18 protein-coding genes are annotated in these 21,844 nt (G+C 43.8%); 12 read left to right on the top strand and 6 right to left on the bottom strand.

Annotated features, from left to right (window positions below):
* Positions 1-6: 6 nt before the first annotated feature.
* Together BEL04_RS02170 and BEL04_RS02165 are read right to left on the bottom strand one after the other, a co-directional pair.
* A complete protein-coding gene (locus BEL04_RS02170; RefSeq protein WP_065999713.1) occupies positions 7-828 on the bottom strand; it encodes a hypothetical protein in 822 nt (273 codons plus the stop codon).
* Positions 829-830: 2 nt separating this feature from the next.
* Complete coding sequence (locus BEL04_RS02165) at positions 831-1,394, bottom strand: DUF4255 domain-containing protein (RefSeq protein WP_065999712.1); 564 nt, start codon at positions 1,392-1,394, stop codon at positions 831-833.
* A gap of 262 nt (positions 1,395-1,656) precedes the next feature.
* Between BEL04_RS02165 and BEL04_RS02160 the strand changes: the two genes are divergently transcribed.
* Positions 1,657-3,717 (top strand): glycoside hydrolase family 18 protein, encoded by a 2,061-nt coding sequence (locus BEL04_RS02160; RefSeq protein WP_065999710.1) that lies wholly within the window; start codon positions 1,657-1,659, stop codon positions 3,715-3,717.
* Positions 3,718-4,019: 302 nt separating this feature from the next.
* Here BEL04_RS02160 and BEL04_RS02155 read toward each other — a convergent pair whose 3' ends face one another.
* On the bottom strand, positions 4,020-4,202 hold the full coding sequence (locus BEL04_RS02155) for a hypothetical protein (RefSeq protein WP_065999708.1): 183 nt from the start codon (positions 4,200-4,202) through the stop codon (positions 4,020-4,022).
* Between the two features lie 356 nt (positions 4,203-4,558).
* Between BEL04_RS02155 and BEL04_RS02150 the strand changes: the two genes are divergently transcribed.
* From BEL04_RS02150 to BEL04_RS02120, 7 genes are all read left to right on the top strand, one after another.
* Positions 4,559-5,128, top strand: a complete 570-nt coding sequence (locus BEL04_RS02150) for a phage tail protein (protein ID WP_065999706.1) — start codon at positions 4,559-4,561, stop codon at positions 5,126-5,128.
* A 40-nt stretch (positions 5,129-5,168) separates the two neighbouring features.
* Positions 5,169-5,711 (top strand): phage tail protein, encoded by a 543-nt coding sequence (locus tag BEL04_RS02145; protein ID WP_065999703.1) that lies wholly within the window; start codon positions 5,169-5,171, stop codon positions 5,709-5,711.
* Positions 5,712-5,748: 37 nt separating this feature from the next.
* Positions 5,749-6,297 carry a phage tail protein gene (locus BEL04_RS02140; protein ID WP_065999696.1) on the top strand — a complete coding sequence of 183 codons (549 nt, stop codon included), beginning with the start codon at positions 5,749-5,751 and terminating at the stop codon, positions 6,295-6,297.
* Between the two features lie 134 nt (positions 6,298-6,431).
* The gene (locus BEL04_RS02135) at positions 6,432-6,668 is read left to right on the top strand and encodes a hypothetical protein (RefSeq protein ID WP_065999694.1); all 237 of its coding nucleotides are present in this window, start codon (positions 6,432-6,434) and stop codon (positions 6,666-6,668) included.
* Positions 6,669-6,741: 73 nt separating this feature from the next.
* A complete protein-coding gene (locus BEL04_RS02130; RefSeq protein WP_254659513.1) occupies positions 6,742-7,668 on the top strand; it encodes a methionyl-tRNA formyltransferase in 927 nt (308 codons plus the stop codon).
* 152 nt (positions 7,669-7,820) lie between these two features.
* Entirely contained in the window at positions 7,821-8,837 is a 1,017-nt protein-coding gene (locus BEL04_RS02125) for a fatty acid desaturase (RefSeq protein WP_065999690.1), read from the top strand.
* 15 nt (positions 8,838-8,852) lie between these two features.
* The gene (locus tag BEL04_RS02120; RefSeq protein ID WP_065999687.1) at positions 8,853-9,485 is read left to right on the top strand and encodes an HAD family phosphatase; all 633 of its coding nucleotides are present in this window, start codon (positions 8,853-8,855) and stop codon (positions 9,483-9,485) included.
* A 40-nt stretch (positions 9,486-9,525) separates the two neighbouring features.
* Here BEL04_RS02120 and BEL04_RS02115 read toward each other — a convergent pair whose 3' ends face one another.
* The gene (locus tag BEL04_RS02115; RefSeq protein WP_065999685.1) at positions 9,526-10,422 is read right to left on the bottom strand and encodes a glycosyltransferase family 8 protein; all 897 of its coding nucleotides are present in this window, start codon (positions 10,420-10,422) and stop codon (positions 9,526-9,528) included.
* A 65-nt stretch (positions 10,423-10,487) separates the two neighbouring features.
* Complete coding sequence (locus BEL04_RS02110; RefSeq protein ID WP_139112895.1) at positions 10,488-15,923, bottom strand: PKD domain-containing protein; 5,436 nt, start codon at positions 15,921-15,923, stop codon at positions 10,488-10,490.
* A gap of 279 nt (positions 15,924-16,202) precedes the next feature.
* Here BEL04_RS02110 and BEL04_RS02105 point away from each other — a divergent pair, with 279 nt between their 5' ends.
* The 4 genes from BEL04_RS02105 to BEL04_RS02090 all read left to right on the top strand — a co-directional run bounded on the left by BEL04_RS02105 (position 16,203) and on the right by BEL04_RS02090 (position 20,609).
* Entirely contained in the window at positions 16,203-16,472 is a 270-nt protein-coding gene (locus BEL04_RS02105) for a YtxH domain-containing protein (protein ID WP_065999683.1), read from the top strand.
* An 82-nt stretch (positions 16,473-16,554) separates the two neighbouring features.
* Positions 16,555-17,220: a cytochrome b/b6 domain-containing protein gene (locus BEL04_RS02100; protein ID WP_065999680.1), complete on the top strand. Its 666-nt coding sequence runs from the start codon at positions 16,555-16,557 to the stop codon at positions 17,218-17,220.
* 446 nt (positions 17,221-17,666) lie between these two features.
* Positions 17,667-20,204, top strand: a complete 2,538-nt coding sequence (locus BEL04_RS02095) for a DUF5686 and carboxypeptidase-like regulatory domain-containing protein (protein WP_065999677.1) — start codon at positions 17,667-17,669, stop codon at positions 20,202-20,204.
* Positions 20,205-20,270: 66 nt separating this feature from the next.
* Complete coding sequence (locus BEL04_RS02090; protein ID WP_065999675.1) at positions 20,271-20,609, top strand: hypothetical protein; 339 nt, start codon at positions 20,271-20,273, stop codon at positions 20,607-20,609.
* On the opposite strand, the gene BEL04_RS02085 is transcribed toward BEL04_RS02090, so the two are convergent.
* Positions 20,606-21,403 carry a ThuA domain-containing protein gene (locus BEL04_RS02085; protein WP_065999673.1) on the bottom strand — a complete coding sequence of 266 codons (798 nt, stop codon included), beginning with the start codon at positions 21,401-21,403 and terminating at the stop codon, positions 20,606-20,608. The two genes, BEL04_RS02090 and BEL04_RS02085, sit on opposite strands and share 4 nt — an antisense overlap.
* Positions 21,404-21,844 lie beyond the last annotated feature (441 nt).

The following is a 21,844-nucleotide window of genomic DNA, read 5'->3' as shown; positions in this document are numbered from 1 at the left end:
TTTGGATTAATAAATAAAAATGTCTGAAATGTTAGTAGAATTATGATTAGGTATCTTTGAGATCGCACTGATATCTGGTTGAGGCAGGGCCCTGATAATCACCTTGTACTTTAACGAGCCTTCCTGGTAATTTTCGGCAAGCTGGAAGGTTTTCGCCGGGTATTGGCTTAATTGCATCTGGCTTCCTGATACAAATGCTTTCACTTCTTTATTGCCGGGTAAAGTAACACTTAACGGCTCGCCGAATTCACTTCCGCCCTCTCCGTCGATTATGGCCGGGCTGTTTAATTGCTGCAGGTGGCCGCTCATTAAAATATAGCGCCAATAGGTTGCCCGCGACTGGAATCTGATGAAACACTCGCTTTGCAGATCTGGTGCCAGTACCAGTTCCAATATCGCAAATGGCTTTACAAAAAAATACTGTTTCAGATCGGCAACAGCCACAATATCCTTAGCCGAAACAAAATCACCGGCATGCAGCACCGCTCCCGCCGTATTCGCGCGATTACCCAAGTAATAAACGCTTGTGCTTAACTGCTCCGGTACATCGGCGGTATAATTAAAAAACAGGTTGTCTTTTAATACCAGGACAAACTGCAAAGTCAGTCCTTCGTTCAATACACTTTCGCGGGTACGGCCCGAAGCACCATAGTTTTCATCGTACAATAAATGAAAGCCTCCTCTGAAAGCTTTCAGGAACAGGCCGTTATTGTTCATCTCGCGAGTCGTGGCATCACTTATCTGTACACTCAACGCATTGAATATGCCATCAGCAAAGTAGCTATGGTTAAAGTTAACTTTAGTAAGCGTATTAAATACTGATAGCATATCTATCTGTTTGTTAAATTACTATCGCTGTCGATACCCGAAACAACTGGCCTGTACTCCCTGATGATCGATTCGTCGAACGTAAGCATCCTCATTTTGTATATTACCGATGGCATGTACTTAGCACCAAGCGAACCCCATATGTTGTTAAGCTGTTCGGGCGTAATACTTGCCATTTCAAAAACCAATTTGTCAATGCTTTTATCGAGCCTTGGCGTATTGGATGTTGTAAACACGTTTTTATATTGAAAATAGGCAATGATAAACGACAAAAACCTCAATGCTTCGGGGTAGTTGCCGGCGCTGAAGTAAGACGAAAAAAGGACATACAGGTTAACATGCGTAGCACCCGATTTACTTACAAACGAGTTACCCGCCGCACCACCCGACGTCTCCTTTTCGATATTTACCAGCGTTATCGCTACTTTATTTTCGCCCTGTATTGCTACGGTACCATCCTGGTTAACTAAACCCGACAGTATAACCTTGTCTTCGCTTATCCGGAGCTTGTTTCTGAAATACTCATTAATCTCATCCGCTAAGCACGACAATGCCTCATATATCATATACAGTTATATCTACAAAATAAAATCTCTACTAAATTCAAGGTCACACACCTTATACCGAACGGCCTTCGATAAGTACATTGATAATAAGCCCGGGGAGCATTAACTTATAGGTTAATAAATAACCTATTTATTAAATAGACCTACTATAAATGATTCAGGTTCAAATCATCAGTAACATTACGAAAAAAACCGTAAAAAAAAATATCTGGCTAAATATTTTTTTTAATCTTTATCCTAATTTTATACGCATCACTCAACCATGATCAAAACCTTATTATTTATTGTATCAGTTTGCGTATTGATATCACTCCAAAGTCTGATCGTAAATCCAGGTGTTTATGCGGCCGATAAATCGCCTAATGCCATATGCCATCAGCAGGTAGACAGTTTAAAAAAACAAGCCACCGAAAAAGCTAAAACCACTTTACTGGGCAAGATCGTAAAGCCATTAAAGGCAATCATCCAACCTTTCAGGTTCAGGCACAACGAAAAGGTCCGGGTAACCAAAATCATTCATAATTACATTATTAAGGATTCGCTGGCGGCAACCCAGCAATCAGCAACTGCTGCCAAACAAATCAAAGGCCTTACCGATTCGTTGCTGCTTTTGCAAAAACATTTAAACAGCGTTGTTACACAGGCACAGCTAACTAAACTGCTGGATAGCATCAAACAAAAACAACATAAGGCCGACAGTATTGCAAATGCCAGTAAAACGGCGGCTAACACCAAACCAGCCACGGTTGATACGCCGGCAAAAGAACGCAACGCCAAACCGCCGGTTGCCGATGCCAATACCAGCCAGGTGGCTAAAGCCGAGGCGGAAGCTAAAGCCAAGCAGGCCAAGCTCAATACCATCCGCAAATTGTACAACGGTACTATTTTAATAACTGATACCTCGAAAAATAAGGACACGGCATATATTAAGCGGCTCAGCCTGGGGCACCAGGCACAGGTGTTGGGCTATTATTCGGATGTATCCGAAAACAATATCAAGAGCTTTAATTTTAAGTTGCTGACCACTTTAGTTTATGGCGTAAATCTGATTGATAATATCGATAAAACCGAATTGAGCAATAATGTATCGGCCGTTGATAGCGCTAAAAAAGCCAATTGCAAGGTGCTATTGTCCTTATACAACAACAGCCCGGGAAGTACATCGAAGTTTTTAAACAGCAATACTGCCAAAACCGGGCTGATAAGCAGGGCAATAAAAATGATGCAGCAAATTGGAGCGAACGGTATCAATATTGATTTTAATGGGTTAGGCGCGCATCAAAAAGGATATTTTGTAGGCTTTTTAGCCTCACTCCGACAGGCTTTGCCCAAAGGCGCCGTACTAAGTGTTACCTTGCCTGCCGATGATAAAGGTGTTGCCTACGACCTGGTGGCCCTGGATAAATATGCTGATAGTTTTATCATCGACTTCAGCGAGATCATCAACACTCCCGGTCCGCTGGCCCCGTTGGATAACGGCAGTAATTATAGTGTTGAAACCTGCTTTGCACTGTATCTCGATCAGGGTATACTTCCATCCAAATTTATTATGGGCCTAAGCTATAGCGGTGTGATATGGCAGAATAAACCGCAGCAGTTTTTGCGCTATATACCTTATAATAGTATACGCACCAATTACTCCGACGCTACGGTTATTTATGGCAAAGGCGAATCATCGGCGCACATCGAGGCCGATTACGGTAAAACCTATATCGATATCTGGTACGATGACGAAAAAACTCTGGGCGAAAAATACGATTACGCATTAGAGAATGCACTTGGGGGCGTATCCGTTAAAACCCTTGGCGATGATAACGGCTACGGCGAACTGCAAAAAGTACTGGCGAGTAAATTCATCAAAATTGATACGACGACGATTGATACGAAGATCATTAAACATACGCTGATGGCTTCTCTGCTTGAGTTCGGGCGCTTATTGGTTACCAACCCCTGCGGCCAACATATCAACCCAACTTACAGCCAGGTTTTAGGACTCATCAATATTGTGCTTATCCTGGTGCTTTTAGTTGGCGGAGGCGTTTTGTTTTACCAGGTGAAGACTCAAGGCGAAGCCTGGGAATGGCGGCAAAAAATGATCTACGGCCTGGTGGCGGTCTTTGCCATCTGGACGGTGTTCTTTTTAATGTGGCTTTTCTTTTGGGATCAAAACCCTTACTTCGGCCCGAGCGACGGTAAAAAGAACGTAGGGCATTGTATTAATATATCGTTCATTATACTCTACATCATCCTGATATCGGGCATTGGCGTGGGTGTACTTATCCGCTGGGCGTACCAGTTTAGTACCGATACAGAAAAACCGTAGAACTCAGATTTCGCTGTTTGAGGAGTATTTAAAAGACGAATCGGCAAACCGGCCAAAAAGGTTTAAGGGCGATCACACATAGGTATTGACCCAGATGAGATTAAGGTAATTTCTGCCTATACTACTCCAATAATTAAATAAAGCGGATGCATTTTTAATAAACTTAGTAATAAGGAAACAAAGTGCAATAAAACGTTGGAGTCACTCTATCTAATAAACAGAGTAACATTCCTTTAAAATACAGCGCGCCTGCCTTTCAATCAAAAGGTAAACCAGCAATATGAATAAAACAATTATTGAAGTTAAGACAGTGAACCTTTAGAGCCAAATGAAGTGGTAGCCTCATGCAAGCCCGGGTGGGGCCCACCTTCTATGCTGGCGCTGCTAATTAAAGTAATCTCGGGTTCTGCCCATATTTTTTTTTCAAAATTGCCTTTTGATTGCTCCTTAGGCAGGTTGTTATTTTGCTGTAGAATAGTTTCCATATCAATTTTTGGGTGATACAAATAAACAAAAAATATATCAGACAAAATAATTTCAGAAAGAAATTGTTTTTAAATGCTTTGCCTATCATCATGCTATCCCTTTGAAGAACAGCTCCGCTGTAAGTATGTCCAATTAATCTTCGCAACAAATAATGTATATTTTTTTTGTTTTCATCAGATATTTTTATCTACATTTAGAACACTGAAATATCGCCGTATAAATCCCCAATCCGAGGTGTTTCAATATTAACTTAGCGTTACCACAAAGTAATTGCACTGTCCTTGTGCGGCCGGACCATTAGTAAGCTTTTTATTAATTAATATATTTTTTTTAACAATTATTAAACCTTAACACTATGTCAGATCAGTTTTTAGGCGAGATCAGGCCTTTTGCCAACAATTTTGCGCCCAGGGGTTGGCTTCAATGCAATGGGCAGATACTACCCATCAGCAGGTATACGGCCCTGTTCTCGCTATTAGGTACCATGTACGGCGGTAATGGCTCAACCACTTTTGGGATACCCAACATTGGAGGTACAACGCTGTATAATGCCGGCCAGGGGCCGGGACTACAGGATTACGTTCAGGGTGAAAACGGAGGCGCAGATGCTATTACCATAATAACCAGCGACATGCCGGCACATAACCACACATTTACAGCCGATAATGCCCCGGTGGCTATTGAAAGGGGTTCTGAAACGAACGCGCCTGCTGCTAATGTTTCCTTCCTCGCCAACGGTTTCGCAAAATCAACGTCGGTGGGCAATGGCGCGGTCAACACCTTTGTCACAACAGCACCCAACACCACGATGGCGCCCAACATGATAAGCCCGGCAGGCGGCGGCCAGGCGCACGAAAACAGGGCGCCATTCTTAACTATCAGTTATTATATCGCTTTAGAGGGTGTTTTCCCTGCAAGAAACTAAAGCTGAACTTAATCATCATTTATTTTAATAAGATATTAACATGGAACAATATTTAAGCGAGATCAGGGTTTTCGGTTTTAATCAACCACCCAGGGGCTGGGCGCTTTGTAACGGGCAAATTCTGTCGATAGCACAAAACCAAGCTTTATTTTCATTGCTTGGCACCACCTATGGCGGTAACGGGGTGAGTACTTTTGCTTTGCCAAATTTAATGAGCAGGACCATGCTCGGCACAGGCCCATCACCTGTATCGGGCGCTAATTATGTATTAGGCGAAATTGCAGGTGTTGAGAACGTAACTTTACTTCAAACACAAATCCCTCAGCATATCCACATCGTTGCGGCACAGACAGCAGCAGGCACCACCAATGTAACCTCCACTTCGAGAATGGCCGTTGCCAAAAGTGTCTTAGCTGCTAATGATGTGATCAATGCCTATGCCACCGGTACGCAAACCCTGGTACCTTTAGAACCGCGTACTATCGGCACCACAGGCGGCACGCAGCCCCATAACAATATGCCACCGTTTTTAGTAATGAACATTTGCATAGCTACGCAGGGCATTTTCCCATCGAGGAACTAACTGAATTTAACCAATTTTAAACACAAAAACATCAAATATGTCACAACCATATGTAGGCGAAGTAAGATCAGTTGGTTTTACCTTCGCTCCCCCGGGATATTTTAAATGCGACGGCAGTTTAAAGCCGATATCGGAATACGAGGCTTTGTATACTTTAATAGGAACAACTTACGGCGGCGACGGTGTAAACACTTTTGCCGTGCCCGACCTGCGCGGCCGCATGGTAGTACATCAGGGCACCGGCCAGGGTCTTTCCACAAGGACAATGGGACAAATTGGCGGCACTGAAAGCGTTACACTTACCACTCAAACCATTCCGGCGCACACCCATACTGCCTTTGGTACGGCAGCTACCGGCAACGCAGCCTCGCCAAACGGCGCGCTGCTGGCAGCACCTGTAGACGTAACAACTCCTGCCACTACCGTAACACAATGGGTGCCCAATACTGCGTCGCTGAACCTGCAAACAATCGATCCGGGAACAATACAACCGGTAGGCAACAGCCTGCCGCATGAGAACAGGATGTCCTTTTTGACCATTAATTATATTATTGCCTGGTCGGGCATATTCCCGTCGTTTAATTAAAGGCATTTAGCAGCAGATAAAGCATATATACCTTGCATATTAGTGCTAAGGTATATATGCTTTTAATAATTATTTTAACAATTACTTATTGATGTTAGCATTTGAAATGCTAACTTTAAAAAAAATAATAACCAATGAAAAACCATTCAGAGATAACTGACAACAAAAGTCAGCCAGAAAAAAAAGTTTGGCAACCGATGACGCTTGTACTGATAAGCCAGGGTAATATTAACAGCGGTCCTACCGCAGCACATAACGAGGCTTCTTTCACTTTTAAATCAAGCAATCCGGCCCATACAAAGAAATACGGCTATGTTAAAGGCGTGCCTCATGCGGCTACTTTTACTTTTTCGCATTTGCAACATTCTTAAAAGAGCAACAGGCTTATTGGCTTTACCTATACTTTTATAAACATTCCTAAGTAATTTGCATTACGGCAGATTCATGCCTGAGTTACTACACATGCGCATAGGCGTTATCACCAACACCGATACTTTTATTCCTTTTGTTTACGCACTTGTAAGTCAGCAGATATCGGTGCATATTTATTTTTCGCCTTCGCCCGATGATTTTGTCAATCAAAAAATATCGGCTTTTGCGCAGCAGATTAATATTAATGTCACTCAGGAGAAAAACCCTGCCGACCTTTATAGCTGGCTGATTAAACATAATTTTGATGTTTGTTTTATGCTGGGCTACAAGCACCTCATCAGGCTCGACAAATTAAAAACCTGCCCTACCCCGCTGTTCAATATCCACTTCGGCACGTTGCCTGCTTACCGGGGGTCAACCCCGGTGTTCTGGCAATTGAAACATGGTCAGAAGATAGGCGTCGCCATCCACAAAGTATCCGAAAAATTTGACGACGGCCCTATCTACTGGCTGAAAGAAACTGATATCCAACCGCATTTTAATTATGAGATAGCCAACCAGGTATTAGGGCAAATATGTGTAGAGGGCGTGTTTTATATTTTGAGCTTACTGCTCAACAAAATGCCTTTGCCGGTAATCTCAGGCATTGGTAGCAGGGCCTATCAGCAACGTCCGGCTTTAAAAGATGTAAGCATTGACTGGCAGCAAATGCCCGCAGCCGAAATTTGTAATTTGATACGCGCCTGCAATCCCTGGAACAAAGGAGCGCTTAGCATATTTAATCAACAAGAAGTAAAACTGATGGATGCACAGGTTATAAATACAGTTGTAAGTGCCAATACCGCACCCGGCACTATCATCAATGATGAAAACTCCCTGCATATTACATGCTGCGATGGCAACGTATTAAACATTAACATGCTTTTTTTCTCCGGTTTTTATCTGCCTGCCTATCAGGCTAAAGTATTCGGTTTTGTTAAGGGGCAGCGCTTGTGTTGATACTGGCAACATAAGCACCAATGGTTAGATATCATCAGTGTTTACGTAAACACCCATAACAGTTATGACAAATTATTGATAACTTAACTCATCCTATTTTACTACCTTCGGTTTTTATCTGCTTCAAATGAGCAGGTTCATATTTTAACTGTATGCCCAAAATAAACAAGTTCAACTGGTCTGACGAAAGCGAACCTCACAAAAAACGAACAAAAAAAATAATTACCGACCATCCCGAGATCAGAGAGCTTATAGGCCGCAACCCCTATACTTTTTTGGTGATCGTGCTTTGCGTAAGCCTGCTGGTAGGCATAGGCATCGCCTTGCAAAATAGCTCGTGGTGGCTGGTGGTAACGGCAGCTTATTGTATAGGTGCATTCGCGAGCCATGCGTTGTTCATCTGTATACATGAGTGCGCACATAACCTGGTTTTTAAGAACCGCACATTAAATACACTTGCCGGCATACTGGCCAATCTGCCTCTTTCATTCCCCAGTTCAGTATCGTTTCAAAAATATCATATCAAGCACCACTCCTACCAGGGCGTGGCCGAACTGGATGCAGATATGCCTTTTGAGTGGGAAGCTAAACTGATCAGCAATTCGTGGTACGGTAAAGCCGTGTGGTTATTACTGTTCCCGATATTCCAGGCCTTGCGCCCTTTCAGGCTAAAGGAGATACAGCTTTTTGACGCCTGGACAGCCGTAAACTGGATCGTTGAAATTGCTTTTATGGCTTGTATGATTTATTTCTTCGGAGCCAAGACTACTATGTTCATGGTGTTCAGTTTCTTTTTCTCCATCGGTTTACACCCTCTCGGTGCGCGCTGGCTGCAGGAGCATTATCTTACCCATGGTGACGAACAGGAAACCAAAAGCTATTATGGCGTTTTAAATAGTGTTAACCTGAACGTGGGTTACCATAACGAACATCACGACTTTCCTTCGGTACCCTGGAATAATCTTCCCAAAATAAAATCAATAGCAAACGAACATTACGAAAACCTGGGCTACCATACTTCGTACACTGGTTTATTGTTCCGCTTTTTGTTCGACAGAGACCTGTCGCTTTTTTCGCGTACATTACGCTCAAACCGCGGCGGGAAACAAAAGATCAGCTCAACAGCCGATGATATAAAAAAATTTGACGCTATAGCCGAAACGGTGTAATATATTTGCGCCCGCATGGATCAGATTAAAAACATCATTTTTGATTACGGAAACGTAATTTTCAGCATTGATTTTGCTTTAACGCAACAGGCTTTTGCCGATTTGGGTATTACCAGCGCAACCGAGTTTTTTGGGCACCGTAAGCAGGACGATATCTTTAACGCTTTCGAAAAAGGTGAGATCACCGCAGGCGAATTCAGAAACCGCATACGCGAAAAGGCCAATAACCCCGGCTTAACCGATGAGCAGATAGACAATGCCTGGAACAAGATGCTTTTAGGTATTGCCAAAGGCAATAACGATTTGCTTGCAAAGCTCAAAAGTAAATACCGTACTTTCCTGCTCAGTAACATCAACGCCATACATTACGATGCTGTGATGGACTATCTGCACCATGAATACGGGTTTGAGGGAAATGATCATTTGTTCGAGAAAGTGTATTATTCGCACTTTATAGGCAAACGTAAACCCGATGCCGAAATTTTTGAGCACATCCTGTCTGATGCGAACCTGAAGCCAGAGGAAACCCTGTTTATTGACGACAGCCCGCAACACCTGGAGACCGCAGCAAAACTGGGTATTCACACATTCCTGATGACAGCGCCGGATACCATACAGGCATTTATCGCGCGGGAAAAATTATTGTAGGAAATCGGTGTAATCTCAAATAAAAAAGTGTAACCCTACACTAAAACTTCTTTTTGATCTTAATCCAGATATTTTTTAACTTCTTGGCATAGCGGTTCAATTCACCGATGGGTTTGGCATTGCGCCATTCGGTCATTTTCAGATATCCGTAAAACTGCTCCTGGTATTTAGGGTTATAATTATACGAGGTGTAAAAGGGCTTACGCGATATAAAATGCACCAGGAATGGTTTTTCGATATCGCCTGAAGCAAAATAATTCCACCTGGCATCCAGTTCGAGCCATTTATTGGCCAATACCACATTAAAACCGTATTGATCGGGGTAGTTGGCGAATTTGATATTATCGTCAATACAATCAATGATCTTTTGTGCATAGTTACCCTCGGTCCATTTGGGCATATTGAAGATCAGCAAACCGGTATTGAAGTATTTGGTATCAGGTGCAAAGCCCAGCTCTTTGTAATTGAAGATACCGCCCCAACTGTTATCGAAAGTAAGCAAACGAGGGTCCTGCACGGCAGCTATCACGTTATCGGCCAAATCGTGGTTGTACAGCTTGCTTACATCTTCCAGCACAATCATATCCACATCCAAAAACAAAGCTTTTTTGGTATCTTTCGGTACGATATGTTCAATAAACAGGCGCAGGTAGATAGTTACCGGGTATGATGTCCTGTCGAGCGGAAGCTTAACACCGGGCGGAATGGTATCCTCCATCTTTACCCAGGTAATGCTGAACATATCCGCGCTTACCGAAGCGTGTATTTTTTTCTGACTACTTTTTTTTACGCCGTCAGCTATCACATAAACAGCGATATGTTCGCCGCTTTTATGGTTCATTTCGATGGATTTGAGCAGCGCCGCCAGGTGAATAACGTAATGCTCATCGGTAACTATGACTACTGGGATAATACCTGATGCCGGATTTTTACTCATTCGTGTGCAGTATGTACCAAAAATAATTATTTACCCGACAATTACGTAATAAATCCCTATCCGGATTATCGCACCAGGTTAAGTGTGCCGCTGCGCTGTGGTGCTGAGCCATTATAGCTCATTCCCCGCCATTCCAATCCGTTCTGGAACGTTGCACTGGCCTCCCAGATATAAACGCCCTGTTGCGCCAGTTGCCCGTGTATGGTACCATCCCAGCCTTCGGTCGGTTGTCCCTGGGCATTCAGCTTGTTGGTTTGCCATACCAACTGGCCAAAGTTATTATAGATACGCAGCGACATTTCTTTAATGCCTGAGCCGATGGCTTTAAAGGTCGTCAATTCCCTGTTGCTGCTGTTCGGCATAAAGGCATTAGGCAGGTACATTTGTCCCGGCACACCGGTAATACGCACATGGTGAATAACGGTATCGGCACAACCCTGTACGTTGTAAACAATTAAACGCACTTTGTAATAACCGGTATCGGCATACGTATGTTCGGGGTTTTGCTTGCTTGCTGTTTGCCCGTCGCCAAAGTTCCACATCCAGGTAACCGGGGTGCTGCGGCTTGTTTTATCGGTAAACGTAAAGGTTTTGTTAGGATAAGAGATCACACTATCCTTCTCAATAAATTGAGCCAATGGCGGTGCGGTTATAGTAATATACGATTTTTTAACCATGCTGCCCGGGCAACCCATATTGGCAATTGCCGTGAGCGTTACCGTGTAGGGCGAATGTGTATAATCGAACCTGTGCGTTGGGTTCACGGCAGTAGATGTCGTCCCGTCGCCAAAATCCCAGATATAGGTATTGGCTACAGGTGTTTTGTTGGTGAACGTTACCATAGCGCGTGTACAGGCCTGGGTGATATCGGCAGTAAAATCGGGTGCGGGTTGCGGATATACAGTAATTACGTGTGTTGCATAATTAACCGAGCAGCTATTGGTTGCTTTTACACGCACGGTGTATGTACCGCCTTTTGTAAACGTATGCGTGATCAGCTCTGGTGAAATGTTACTTTGTACAAGCGGACTGCCATCACCAAAATCGTACTCGAAATTGGTGGCACCTGTGGTATTGTTATGGAAAGTGACCGTCCATGGCGCACAACCTGCCAGTTGAGGCGCATCAACGATCAATGCAGGTACGATCGAATTCGGCGATACGGTTACGGTATAAGTTTGTGTCTGTCCAATACCGCAGGCGCTTTGTGCTGTGGCTTTGATGGTGTAATTCTGCGTTTTGGCGTTAGTATAGGTATGATGAACGGTTTGCGTATCAGGTACGGTTTGTACCGGGCTTCCGTCGCCAAAATCGTACGTATATGTAGCTCCTCCGCCTATCGAACGGTTGACCATATTCACGGTAAACGGCGAGCAACCCATTACGTTATCGGGCGTGATGATGGTTTTAGGCGAGTTATGAACAGTAACTTTACTTGTAGTTACTTTGATACCGCAGGGAGTATTCGCGGTAAGTGTAACTGTATAAACAATATCTTTACCAGTTGGATCGGCCTGAAAAACCACGTTGCCGGGGTTAACGGCAGTCGATTTAACTCCGTTGCCAAAATCCCACACAAAGGCAGAGTTGGTAAGCGGGCTTGATGCATTGGTAAAATTAACCGTTAACGGCCCGCAGCCCGAGCTTACGTTTTGTGCAATGACCGCCGTAACTTCTTTGGTTGTGCTGAAGGTGTGCGTAAACACATTATCGCCGCAGTTAAATTTATTGGTGGCTACCAGTTTGATATCTACACTCTGGCCATCGGTATTGATAGTATAACCCGGGAAAATTAAGCCTGTTCCTATAGAAACACCGTTAGCATACCAGGTATATTGTGCGTTACGGTCAGGGTAATCGGTAGCTGCGATGTTATGGCTATCGATAACAAATGGCGCGCAGGATTTATCAGTAATATAAACATAGTTGGCTTTCGCCGACGGGTTTGCGGTAATGCTCACCGCATTACTGCTGTTTTGAAAAGCGCCGGTACAAACCTGGGTGCTGATATTACGGCGGTACATTGTGCTTACGGTCAATACCGGCGGCTGATAACCGATCGAAGTCGCACCGGCTATATCTGCCCAGGTTTTGCCGTTATCGGTACTGGTTTGCCATTGGTAAGCATAATTTGTACCCCCGCCTGTGGCCTGACTGCCGGTTAGCAGAGCAGGCTGATTATTGGCGCAGATAGTTTGATCGGCCGTGATGGTATTGCTGGCTATCGGTGGCAACACGTTAATCTGTATGCTATTGCTGATGTTACTGCACGGCCCCGAAGTTACCACCTGCCTGTACCACATCGAGTTGGTAACCAAAACAGTTAAATTAATTCCGCTTTGACCGCTAACCGGGTTCCAGTTCACATTATCGGTACTGCTTTGCCATGCATAAGCATAGGTTTTATTACCGCCTGTTGGGTTCGTACCTAAAATAGTGACAGTCTGCCCCTGGCACACCTGCGGCTGGTTAAAGCTGATGCTGCTTGCCAGAGCAGGCAGATCGGTAATGGTTACGTCGCTCGTGCTTGGCGCGCAGGTTGATGCGCCGGTGATCGTCCACCTAAAAAGATATTGCTGGCCACCAACCAAACCGCTTACTACGGTATTTGGCTGAGTAGCATCGGCAAAAGTAACGCCCGCGGCATTGCCTGATACTACCGACCACTGGCCGGATGAAGGCGCTGGCGCATTACCCTTCAGCACGTAAACAGCCGAATTGCATATCTCCTCATTAGACCCGGCATTGGCCTGTACGGGCGGAGGCAAAATATTAACTGTTACAGTAATTGAATTACCGCTGCAGCCGTTAGGGCTCACCGGCGTAATAACATAAGTTGCTGTTGACGCTGTTGTAGTAACTGTCGTATTTAAAATATCATCGATCTTGGCTATAGAAACTGCGGTAGCCTGATTTGTATTGCCGGTTACGCCGGCACTCGCAGTACTTGTCCAGGTATAAGTGGTACCCGGCAAATTCGAAGCCAATACGATGCCAGCTTTAATGCCACTGCAAATGGTGTTATTGATTAAAGTTGCGGTAACTACAGGATTAGGTGTAACAGTTACTTTATAAGTAAACGAAACACCGTTACAGCCATTACTTACCGGTGTGATGATATAAGTTACCACTGCATTGTTTACCGGGTCGGTGTTCACAAGCACGTCGCTGATCGGGCCGCTGCCGCTTGCTGTAAAACCGCTGGCATTAACTGTCGCCGAGGCTGTCCAGGTGAAAGTGCTTCCGGTAACAGTTGCAGTTGGCTGATAGTTAACTGCTGTACCGGTACAAATGGTTTTGCCGGCAGTGCTGGTTATGTTATTTGTAGGATTGATGGTGATCAGTACATCGCTGGTTACTATATCACAAGGCTTGGGGTTAGTTGTCGATGCTTTCAGGGTTAGCTTAACCTGCCCTGCAGCAATCTCTGCTGCCGAAGGCGTATAAACTGCGGTCAGCGTATTCCTGTCGGGTGCAAAAGTGCCGGTACCCCCTACCCAGCCGAAGCTTTGCGGGGTCGGGCCCGTTATGCTACCTGCTAAGGTAACCGTGCTGCCCGGGCAAACACCGGTTTGATTCGGGCCAGCGTTTACCGTCGGCGACTCTTTAAAGCTTAATTTTTGTGTTGCCGAAACGCTGCCGCAGGTGTTTTTGTGCGTAACAGTAACTGTGTAAGTACCATAATCGTTAAATAAGATCTGCGGATATTTTGAGTTGGCTGTGGTTCCGTTCTGGAAAGAATACCCGCCGCCGCTTACAGCCCAGGTGTAAGTGTCCGGCTGGGCAAGCGTTGTACCGCTGAATGTAGCCTGCGTGAGCGGACTCTTATCATCAAAGGTAAAGAGCTGCATTTTACCGCAAAACTCGTTATCGGCGGCCAATTTGGCTACCGGGCTCGTATTGATAATAATGGTTTGTGCTGGCGTGTTGATCGGGCCACAGGCAGCGTCGATACTCAGCATCACTTTATAAGTACCAGCTGTGCCGAATATAAACTTAGGCTGTTTGCTGTGGGCGTTGGTACCATCGACATAGGTTACGGCGGCCGGACCGGTAACCGTCCAGGTATAGCCATGAGAACTACCGGAACAGCTGTTATCAACAACAGAAAGATCGGTAGGGATAATGATCGACGAACTACAAAAAACCGAATCGCTCAGGCTGAACTTTGGCTGAGGGGCTGCTTCTACGCAGATCGTTCCCGAAAAATCTGTAGCGCCGCAGCCATCGCCGCTTTGTTGTAAGCGCAGTAATACAGTGTGGGTGCCTGTCGTGGTAAAGGTATAAGCAAACTTATCATTCAGGGCCATGTTGGTACCCTGCAATTGCCCATCCACATACCAGCTGTACTTGGCGTTTGAGTTCCGGCAATTTGAAGTCTGGCTGTTAGCGTCGTCGCCCGGGAATGAGGTATTAGTGAAAGATACCGGCACATTTAAGCACGCGTAAGCACCGTTGCCGGTAAAGCTGTTGCTTGGCGGTTGCAGCACCTTGGCATAGCTGGTAACCTGCGTACCAACCGAACCACAGAACGGACTGATAACCAGTATATTTACCGGGAACACATTAGTATGCCCGTTGCTTGTCACACCGCAGGATGGCGTAGCATAATCGTGTGTGATCTGTCCGCCGGAGGCGCTGATCTGACAATAAGTATATTTGGTATTGGTACCATCGCCCCAATCAACTGAATAGATATTACCGGGGTAGTTTTTTTGTAACCCGTTGGCCGATGAAATATCCATATTGTAAACCAATGTGCCTTTACCGTTTATTAAACACACAGTATTACTACCCGTGGCGCCAAAACTGGTGTTCACCAAGTTATTGATGAGGGCGTAAGCTTTTGTTGCGGTAAGGCCGCCGCTTGTAGCTTTAACTAAAATTGTATAATGCGATGTTACCGCATTAAAACTCGCGCTTGGGTTTAATGTAAGGGTGTTTTCAAGGTTCTGACTTAATTCGTTATAAAAAGCAGCTGTTACCACACTGCCAGATGTGGATTGATTTAAAAAATCGAAATTTCCTGGGCGACCATTACAGTTACCGAATACATCCTGGCTGCTACTGCTGATGCTTTGTGAAGTTATCTTGGCCGACAAAGCCGATCCTTCAATAATATTGATGGTCGCTCTTGCAGTTGCAATTGCGGGGCTGGTGGCACGTACCTCAAGGTTATAACTACCAGGAGTTAAAGATGCAGGCAAAGTACCGTTTACGAAAGTGGTATAAAAACCATTGAATGTACCGATCTTGGTATCGGGAATGCCACCTGGAGTTGATGAAATATATAAATTAAAAATATTATTCTGATTGATGCAGCCCGTAGCATCGCTGATGCTGAACGGCACGGCTATGGTTGAGCCCGGTGAATATGGACCGGCGTCCAATGCCCGAAGGGTAATAGTTTGAGCTTTTACCTGACTTATAGCCACTAATAACACAATGGCGCCTATCAGCAATCGCTTTAAAATTAATTTAGGGTTATACACGTATTCCACAATGACCTTTCCTTTTTCGTTACGTGGGTGGTTATACGGAGGTAGGTTTCAGGTAGTTTCATTATTAGAAAATATTTTCCGATAGGTTGAATATTACTTCCTGTTTTTCCAAAATGGCGGCAATTCTGTCAAAAATTACCTAAAATGAAAACATCGGGTGCATTTATCGCTGTTGAGAAATTATAGAGGCGTAAAATAAATTACATATTTTAAACACAATCCGGTTTAAGCTGTTCATCATAATAACAAGACAATAATTCAACACTTAATACCATTATTATGAAAGATCAGACAAAAATAATAGTAGGCTTATTAGCCGGAGCCGCGGTTGTAGCTGCTGTGGGCATTTTATTAAACTCGGACAAAGGCACCGAGATCAAGGAAGAAATATCAGACTATTTTGCCGATCTGATCAAGTCGGTAAAAAGTAAAGTACAGTCCACCGCCGACGACCTGTCGGAGTATAAAGACAATGCCATAAAAAATGCCCGCTCCATCATCAAAAACAAGGTGGATAAAGCAAGCGATGCGGTGATATCTGGTAATTAAACGCTAATACTGCTTAGATCAAAATGGGTTTTCAGCAATGTGAAGACCCATTTTTTTATCTTTAAAAAATTTCAATCCAAACATGTCAACAATTGAACCCCTGAAAACAGAACCGGTGCATCCGGCTCCGGTAAAAAACTATAGTGCTGCCATCAGGCTATGGCATTGGCTCAACGCCATCGTTATATCCGGGTCGCTGATCACAGTTTTGATCAATTCAACAATCCTGAATACCCGCGGAAGTGCCCCAACAGTGCTATCTGCCATGCAGCGCGACAGCGCGAACGTTACGCTGAAACAAGCCCGTACGGCCGTGCATGCTTTAAATGATAAGGTTTGGGACGTGCACATCTGGTTCGGGTATTTCCTTGCAGCCTTACTCCTGCTGCGCCTTATTGCCGAACTTACTCAAACGGCAGATCAAAAATTCATAAGGCGGTTCAGGGATCTTTGGAAACAATTTTTTTATATTAAAAACCAGCGTGAACCGGTGCGGCATGCGCTTGTTGTAAAAAGTATTTATGTTGCCTTTTATATCACGTTGGTTGTTATAGTTTGTACAGGGCTTAGCCTTGCATTTGATGACGTCTTGCCTTTTATGAAAAACATAGGGCACGATGTTAAGGAAATACACGGTTTCTGTATGTATTTGGTGCTTGCGTTTATTACTGTTCATATTGTTGGAGTATTCCTGGCCGAGCGTAAGGACAGTAAGGGCATCGTATCTGACATGATCAACGGAGGCTAACTATTCTCATCGTTTTATCTACACCTGCAATATTGCAGCTTGTCGTAATTCTTATAATTCAAAAAAATTCACCTCAACGCATATTTATTTCCACAATAAACATACTTTTCGTTGCAATCTTTCTACAAAAGGCTTCGTCTGTTACAAGTTCACTAATAATTAAAAAATACAAACCGGCGTATAAAATGAAAACAAAGTGAAATGTTATATTTGTAACAGTTTTGTTTCGAAAGAACAGGCTCACCCCCTTCTATTGAGCTAAGGATTATTCCCTGACCGGGCCTCCATTGCCTTTTTATGGGAAATAACAACCTTTTTAAAAACAGGTATACACTTGTGGTATAGCATTTGCAATCTATACTTAAACTCAGTAAGCGATGTGAGTCTGTACGGAGCATCGATCAATGAGTTTAATGCCCTATATTTAAATGCTGTTTAACTAAAAGATGTTACCTAATATAAGAACTACAGGTTATTTACGCCTTACTGCTGCAATTGTTTTATTTATTTGCGGCGGCACGTTTATATCGTCGGCTCAAGGTCAGGGGCGGTTGGTTACAGGTAAAGTTACCGATGCACAAACCGGCGAACCTGTACCCTATGTTACTATCTCGGTTAAACTGAACAACGGTACGCGGCGCGGCACCGTGACTGACTTTGATGGCCTGTATCATATTACAGTACCGCAGAACATAGCGAAGGACTCTATATATTGTACCTATATCGGCTATGTCCCATCGCAAAAAAAATTACCTGCAACAGCATCGCCCGAGGTTAATTTCCAGTTATCATCTAACAGCAAAATGCTCGCTGCGGTCAATATTACGCCAAAAGCATACGTTAACCCCGCCTGGGATATAATGGCCAATATGGTAATCCACAAACCGGATAATGACCTGCTCAAACTCAAAAGTTATCAATATCAAAGTTATAACCGCATCGAACTGTCGTTATCGAACATGAGCGAAAAAATGAAAAAACGCCGTGTTATACAGCAGATACTGCCGATAATGGACAGCCTGAAAAAGACTGCCGGTGACGACGGTACGCCTACCCTTCCGATATTTATGTCGGAAACAATATCAGATTATTACTATCAAAATGATCCCAAACGTAAAACAGAACACGTTGAACGCACCCGGGCGACAGGTGTGGGTATTGAGGACGAAACACTGATATCGCAACTGGTTGGCACTACGTTTTTGCAGTACGATTTTTACAGCAATTACATGAAGCTGGCCGGAAAGGATTTTATATCCCCTTTAACAGATAGCTGGAAAACATTCTACGACTACGAACTGATCGACGAACACGATAAAATTGCCGGTAAGGAATATTACAAACTAAGCTTTAAACCCAAACGCTCGCACGACCTGGCCTTTGAAGGTATTATGTGGATCACAAAGGACAGCTACGCCGTGTACCAGATAGATGCCAGCGTATCAGCTGATGCAAACCTGAATTTTATTAACAAGGTCCGCATACAGCAGGAAATGTTTGAACCCGCCGAAACTACCGCCTGGCTGCCAGCTAAAACGCGTATTACGGTAAATATATCGAGCATATCCAAAAACTCATCGGGCTTTATAGGCACGTTCTACCTGTCGAACAAGAACTTCGAAATCAACCGCAACTATCCCGAAAGTTTATTCAAAGAGCCATTGGTAATGGCCGACGACGTAACCAAAAAAGATGATAGCTACTGGATAAAGAACCGTCATGATTCGCTTACCGTGGCCGATAAGCGCGAATACCAGGTTATCGACACAGTTAAAAACCTGCCCATTGTTAAAACATATGCCAATTTAGCCGGTACGCTGATCACAGGGTATTATAAGGTTGGTAGTATCAGCTTTGGCCCATACCCCTATACCTACAGTCACAACGATCTGGAAGGCAGCGTATTGCGCATAGGCGCTATTACCAATACCCATTTTAGCGACAAATGGATATTAGGCGGTTATGTGGCTTATGCATTTACCGATAAGAGGTTTAAATATAATGGATCGGTTGATTATATCCTGTCGCGCAAGCCCTGGACACAGGTCGGCATATCGTTTTTACACGACATAGGCCAGACAGGTTACCAGTTTGAAAATTTTGCCATTAATGGGAATAATGTATTCAATGCGTCGATACTGAACGGGCAGTTAAGTATACGCGGGCCGTTTTATCAAAATGTGATCAAAAGCTATTATCAAACCGACATTGTGCCTTCCCTCCGTGCCAGGATAAGCCTGACTCACAGTACCTTTAACCCATTGTTTGATTTTATTTACCACGACCCGAACGACCTGCTAATTTACAACCATTACGAAACCGCAGAATTAGGTGCCGAACTGCAATGGAGGCCGGGCGCGCGTTTGCTGCAATCGTCAAAAGTAAACAGGCGTGTAAACATCGGTAGCGGCAATGATAACCCGGTAATTACTTTACGTTACACGCATGGCTTTAAAGGCCTGGAGAGCGATTTTAACTATAATAAAATAGCTGTTAACCTGCAGCAGAAGCCGCATTTAGGCATGTTTGGCAAGGGTGATTATTCGTTAACCGCAGGCTTTATCCCGAGCAGTGTACCTTACCCCCTGGTTGAAAACCACCGCTTTAGTTTTAATACCATGCGTTATCTGGAGTTTGCCAGCGATAAGTATATATCGCTTAGCTATACCCAGCACATGGAAGGACTGATTACCAATAGTTTGCCGCTACTAAAAGCATTAAACCTGCGTACTGTAGCCGTAGCCGATATCCTTGAAGGATCGTTATCCGAAAACAATAATGAAGCCTTTCGCAGGGGTCGTACGGCTGTAAATAAAAGTCTTGGCGGCATACCTTATATTGAAATGGGCTATGGCCTCGAAAATATCCTGAAAATTATCCGTATCGATTTTTTATACCGGATGACGCACATGGATAACCTGAACCTGCGCGGCGAAAGGCCCAACCGCTTTGCCTCGAGGCTTACACTGCAATTCAGGCTGTGATAAAACCTATATACCAGGTATTTGTTATCGATGATACACAACGGTTAAAAGCTGTGTATCATCATCATGAAAGCATTCAAAACCAATAAATATTTATCTGCCCGTCATCTGCAAGGATACTTAAATGAGCATTTAAATGATTTGTTTAAAGCCAAGATACAGAAGGATATCGCTATGCAGATAACGTTGACCGGTGAGCATACTATCGAAATAGGTCAACCCCAATTTTACGACTCATTTTTGTATAAGATGATCGTAAAAGGCGACGAGCTACAGCTCATCAAATCTGAACATTATGTAGACGATGTTTATAATCTCGCTCTCGAAGATATCGTGCTTAACCTTATAGAAAGTTACATCGGCCAGGAGAATATCGTCAGTGTATTTGGCGAGATATCCGGTTAATAGCGTCTGTATGGATGCCCGTCGTCGCGGGCGTTTGATTGACCATTGGCATCCTTGCCCATCGCATACTCAATTCCGCCTAAAAGGTGTTTCAAAAACAAAGGCTCTGAGTACGATTCGACAGTATGGCCAAGCGCGGTATAAAATGCCCGGCCGCCATCAAACACATGGTACCAGCTCAGCGGGTGCTCACCGCCGTTAAGGCCACCTTTGTAACTGGCTTCATCAATAACGATCAAGAATTTAATGTCGTCGTTATACCAGCCGAAGTTGTACCATTCGTCGGTACGTTTCCAGCTCAATGGCAAATTTTTGGTTGCCGGGTGGTTTGGATTAACAATTTTTAAAGTAGCAGCCTGTACAGGAGGGTTGCTTTTATAATAAGCGCCAACCAGGCGCCCGTACCAATTCCACTCGTATTCGGTATCGGTAGCCGAATGTATGCCTACAAAGCCACCACCGTGATTAATATAGTTTTTAAAGATCAATTGTTGTTCATCTTCAAGTATATGACCCGAAGTGTTTAAAAAGATAACCGCTGCGTATTGCTTCAGGTTCTCATCGGTAAAGTTATCCGAATTGGTTGTGGTATCCACATCAAATTTATTTTCTTCGCCCAGCTTGATAATGGCATCGATGGCTGCCGGTGTCGATGCATGGAGTTTCCCGGCGGTTTTAAAAAAGATCAGCACTTTAGGGTTTGCAGCGGCAAACACTCCATGAATGCACAACACAATGAAAAGCAACGAGAAAAGCAGATATCTGAAGCGGGTATAATTGAATTTGACAGCCATATATCGGTTAAAATTATTTAAATAGGGTAACGATCTAAAGATAGTTTTTTTCAACGTTAAACGAATGTGCGTATGTCAATATTATCTGGCGGTGAAAAAGTTAAAATATCCTATAAACAAAAAGAGCTTCCAACCGAAGCTCTTTTTGTTTATAGGTAGACTGTAGAATATATGATGGATCAGGCAACCAAACGGCGTTTGCCGCTATTGCTTCTGGAGTTGCAAAATTTATTTGACTTGTAGGTCTGAAGATCGTTTTCGATTATTTGCTTTAATTCCTGATCAAACCTTTTCATCATTAAGGCGCTGCGATTAATTATCAGTTTTTCGATTATTGCGTTTATGTTTTCCATGGTTGATATTTTTTAGTTACGTTAATGTTATACCCAATTTAGTGCCAATTGATAATTTATGTTGAAAGCAGGTTTATTGGGGCTATTC

The sequence above is a fragment of the Mucilaginibacter sp. PPCGB 2223 genome (assembly GCF_001705515.1).
In the GTDB taxonomy this organism is placed as follows: domain Bacteria; phylum Bacteroidota; class Bacteroidia; order Sphingobacteriales; family Sphingobacteriaceae; genus Mucilaginibacter.
The sequence above is the reverse complement of the archived record's forward strand: the minus strand, read 5'-3'. Positions and strand labels throughout refer to the sequence as shown.

What these genes read in the sequence shown, in the direction of transcription:
- BEL04_RS02145 (WP_065999703.1), top strand. Translation starts at nt 5,169, where the DNA reads ATGGAACAATATTTAAGCGAGATCAGGGTTTTCGGTTTTAATCAACCA.
- BEL04_RS02085 (WP_065999673.1), bottom strand. Translation starts at nt 21,403, where the DNA reads ATGGCTGTCAAATTCAATTATACCCGCTTCAGATATCTGCTTTTCTCG.
- BEL04_RS02165 (WP_065999712.1), bottom strand. Translation starts at nt 1,394, where the DNA reads ATGATATATGAGGCATTGTCGTGCTTAGCGGATGAGATTAATGAGTAT.
- BEL04_RS02090 (WP_065999675.1), top strand. Translation starts at nt 20,271, where the DNA reads ATGAAAGCATTCAAAACCAATAAATATTTATCTGCCCGTCATCTGCAA.
- BEL04_RS02135 (WP_065999694.1), top strand. Translation starts at nt 6,432, where the DNA reads ATGAAAAACCATTCAGAGATAACTGACAACAAAAGTCAGCCAGAAAAA.
- BEL04_RS02170 (WP_065999713.1), bottom strand. Translation starts at nt 828, where the DNA reads ATGCTATCAGTATTTAATACGCTTACTAAAGTTAACTTTAACCATAGC.
- BEL04_RS02100 (WP_065999680.1), top strand. Translation starts at nt 16,555, where the DNA reads ATGTCAACAATTGAACCCCTGAAAACAGAACCGGTGCATCCGGCTCCG.
- BEL04_RS02140 (WP_065999696.1), top strand. Translation starts at nt 5,749, where the DNA reads ATGTCACAACCATATGTAGGCGAAGTAAGATCAGTTGGTTTTACCTTC.
- BEL04_RS02155 (WP_065999708.1), bottom strand. Translation starts at nt 4,202, where the DNA reads ATGGAAACTATTCTACAGCAAAATAACAACCTGCCTAAGGAGCAATCA.
- BEL04_RS02120 (WP_065999687.1), top strand. Translation starts at nt 8,853, where the DNA reads ATGGATCAGATTAAAAACATCATTTTTGATTACGGAAACGTAATTTTC.
- BEL04_RS02160 (WP_065999710.1), top strand. Translation starts at nt 1,657, where the DNA reads ATGATCAAAACCTTATTATTTATTGTATCAGTTTGCGTATTGATATCA.
- BEL04_RS02130 (WP_254659513.1), top strand. Translation starts at nt 6,742, where the DNA reads ATGCCTGAGTTACTACACATGCGCATAGGCGTTATCACCAACACCGAT.
- BEL04_RS02095 (WP_065999677.1), top strand. Translation starts at nt 17,667, where the DNA reads ATGTTACCTAATATAAGAACTACAGGTTATTTACGCCTTACTGCTGCA.
- BEL04_RS02150 (WP_065999706.1), top strand. Translation starts at nt 4,559, where the DNA reads ATGTCAGATCAGTTTTTAGGCGAGATCAGGCCTTTTGCCAACAATTTT.
- BEL04_RS02105 (WP_065999683.1), top strand. Translation starts at nt 16,203, where the DNA reads ATGAAAGATCAGACAAAAATAATAGTAGGCTTATTAGCCGGAGCCGCG.
- BEL04_RS02125 (WP_065999690.1), top strand. Translation starts at nt 7,821, where the DNA reads ATGCCCAAAATAAACAAGTTCAACTGGTCTGACGAAAGCGAACCTCAC.
- BEL04_RS02115 (WP_065999685.1), bottom strand. Translation starts at nt 10,422, where the DNA reads ATGAGTAAAAATCCGGCATCAGGTATTATCCCAGTAGTCATAGTTACC.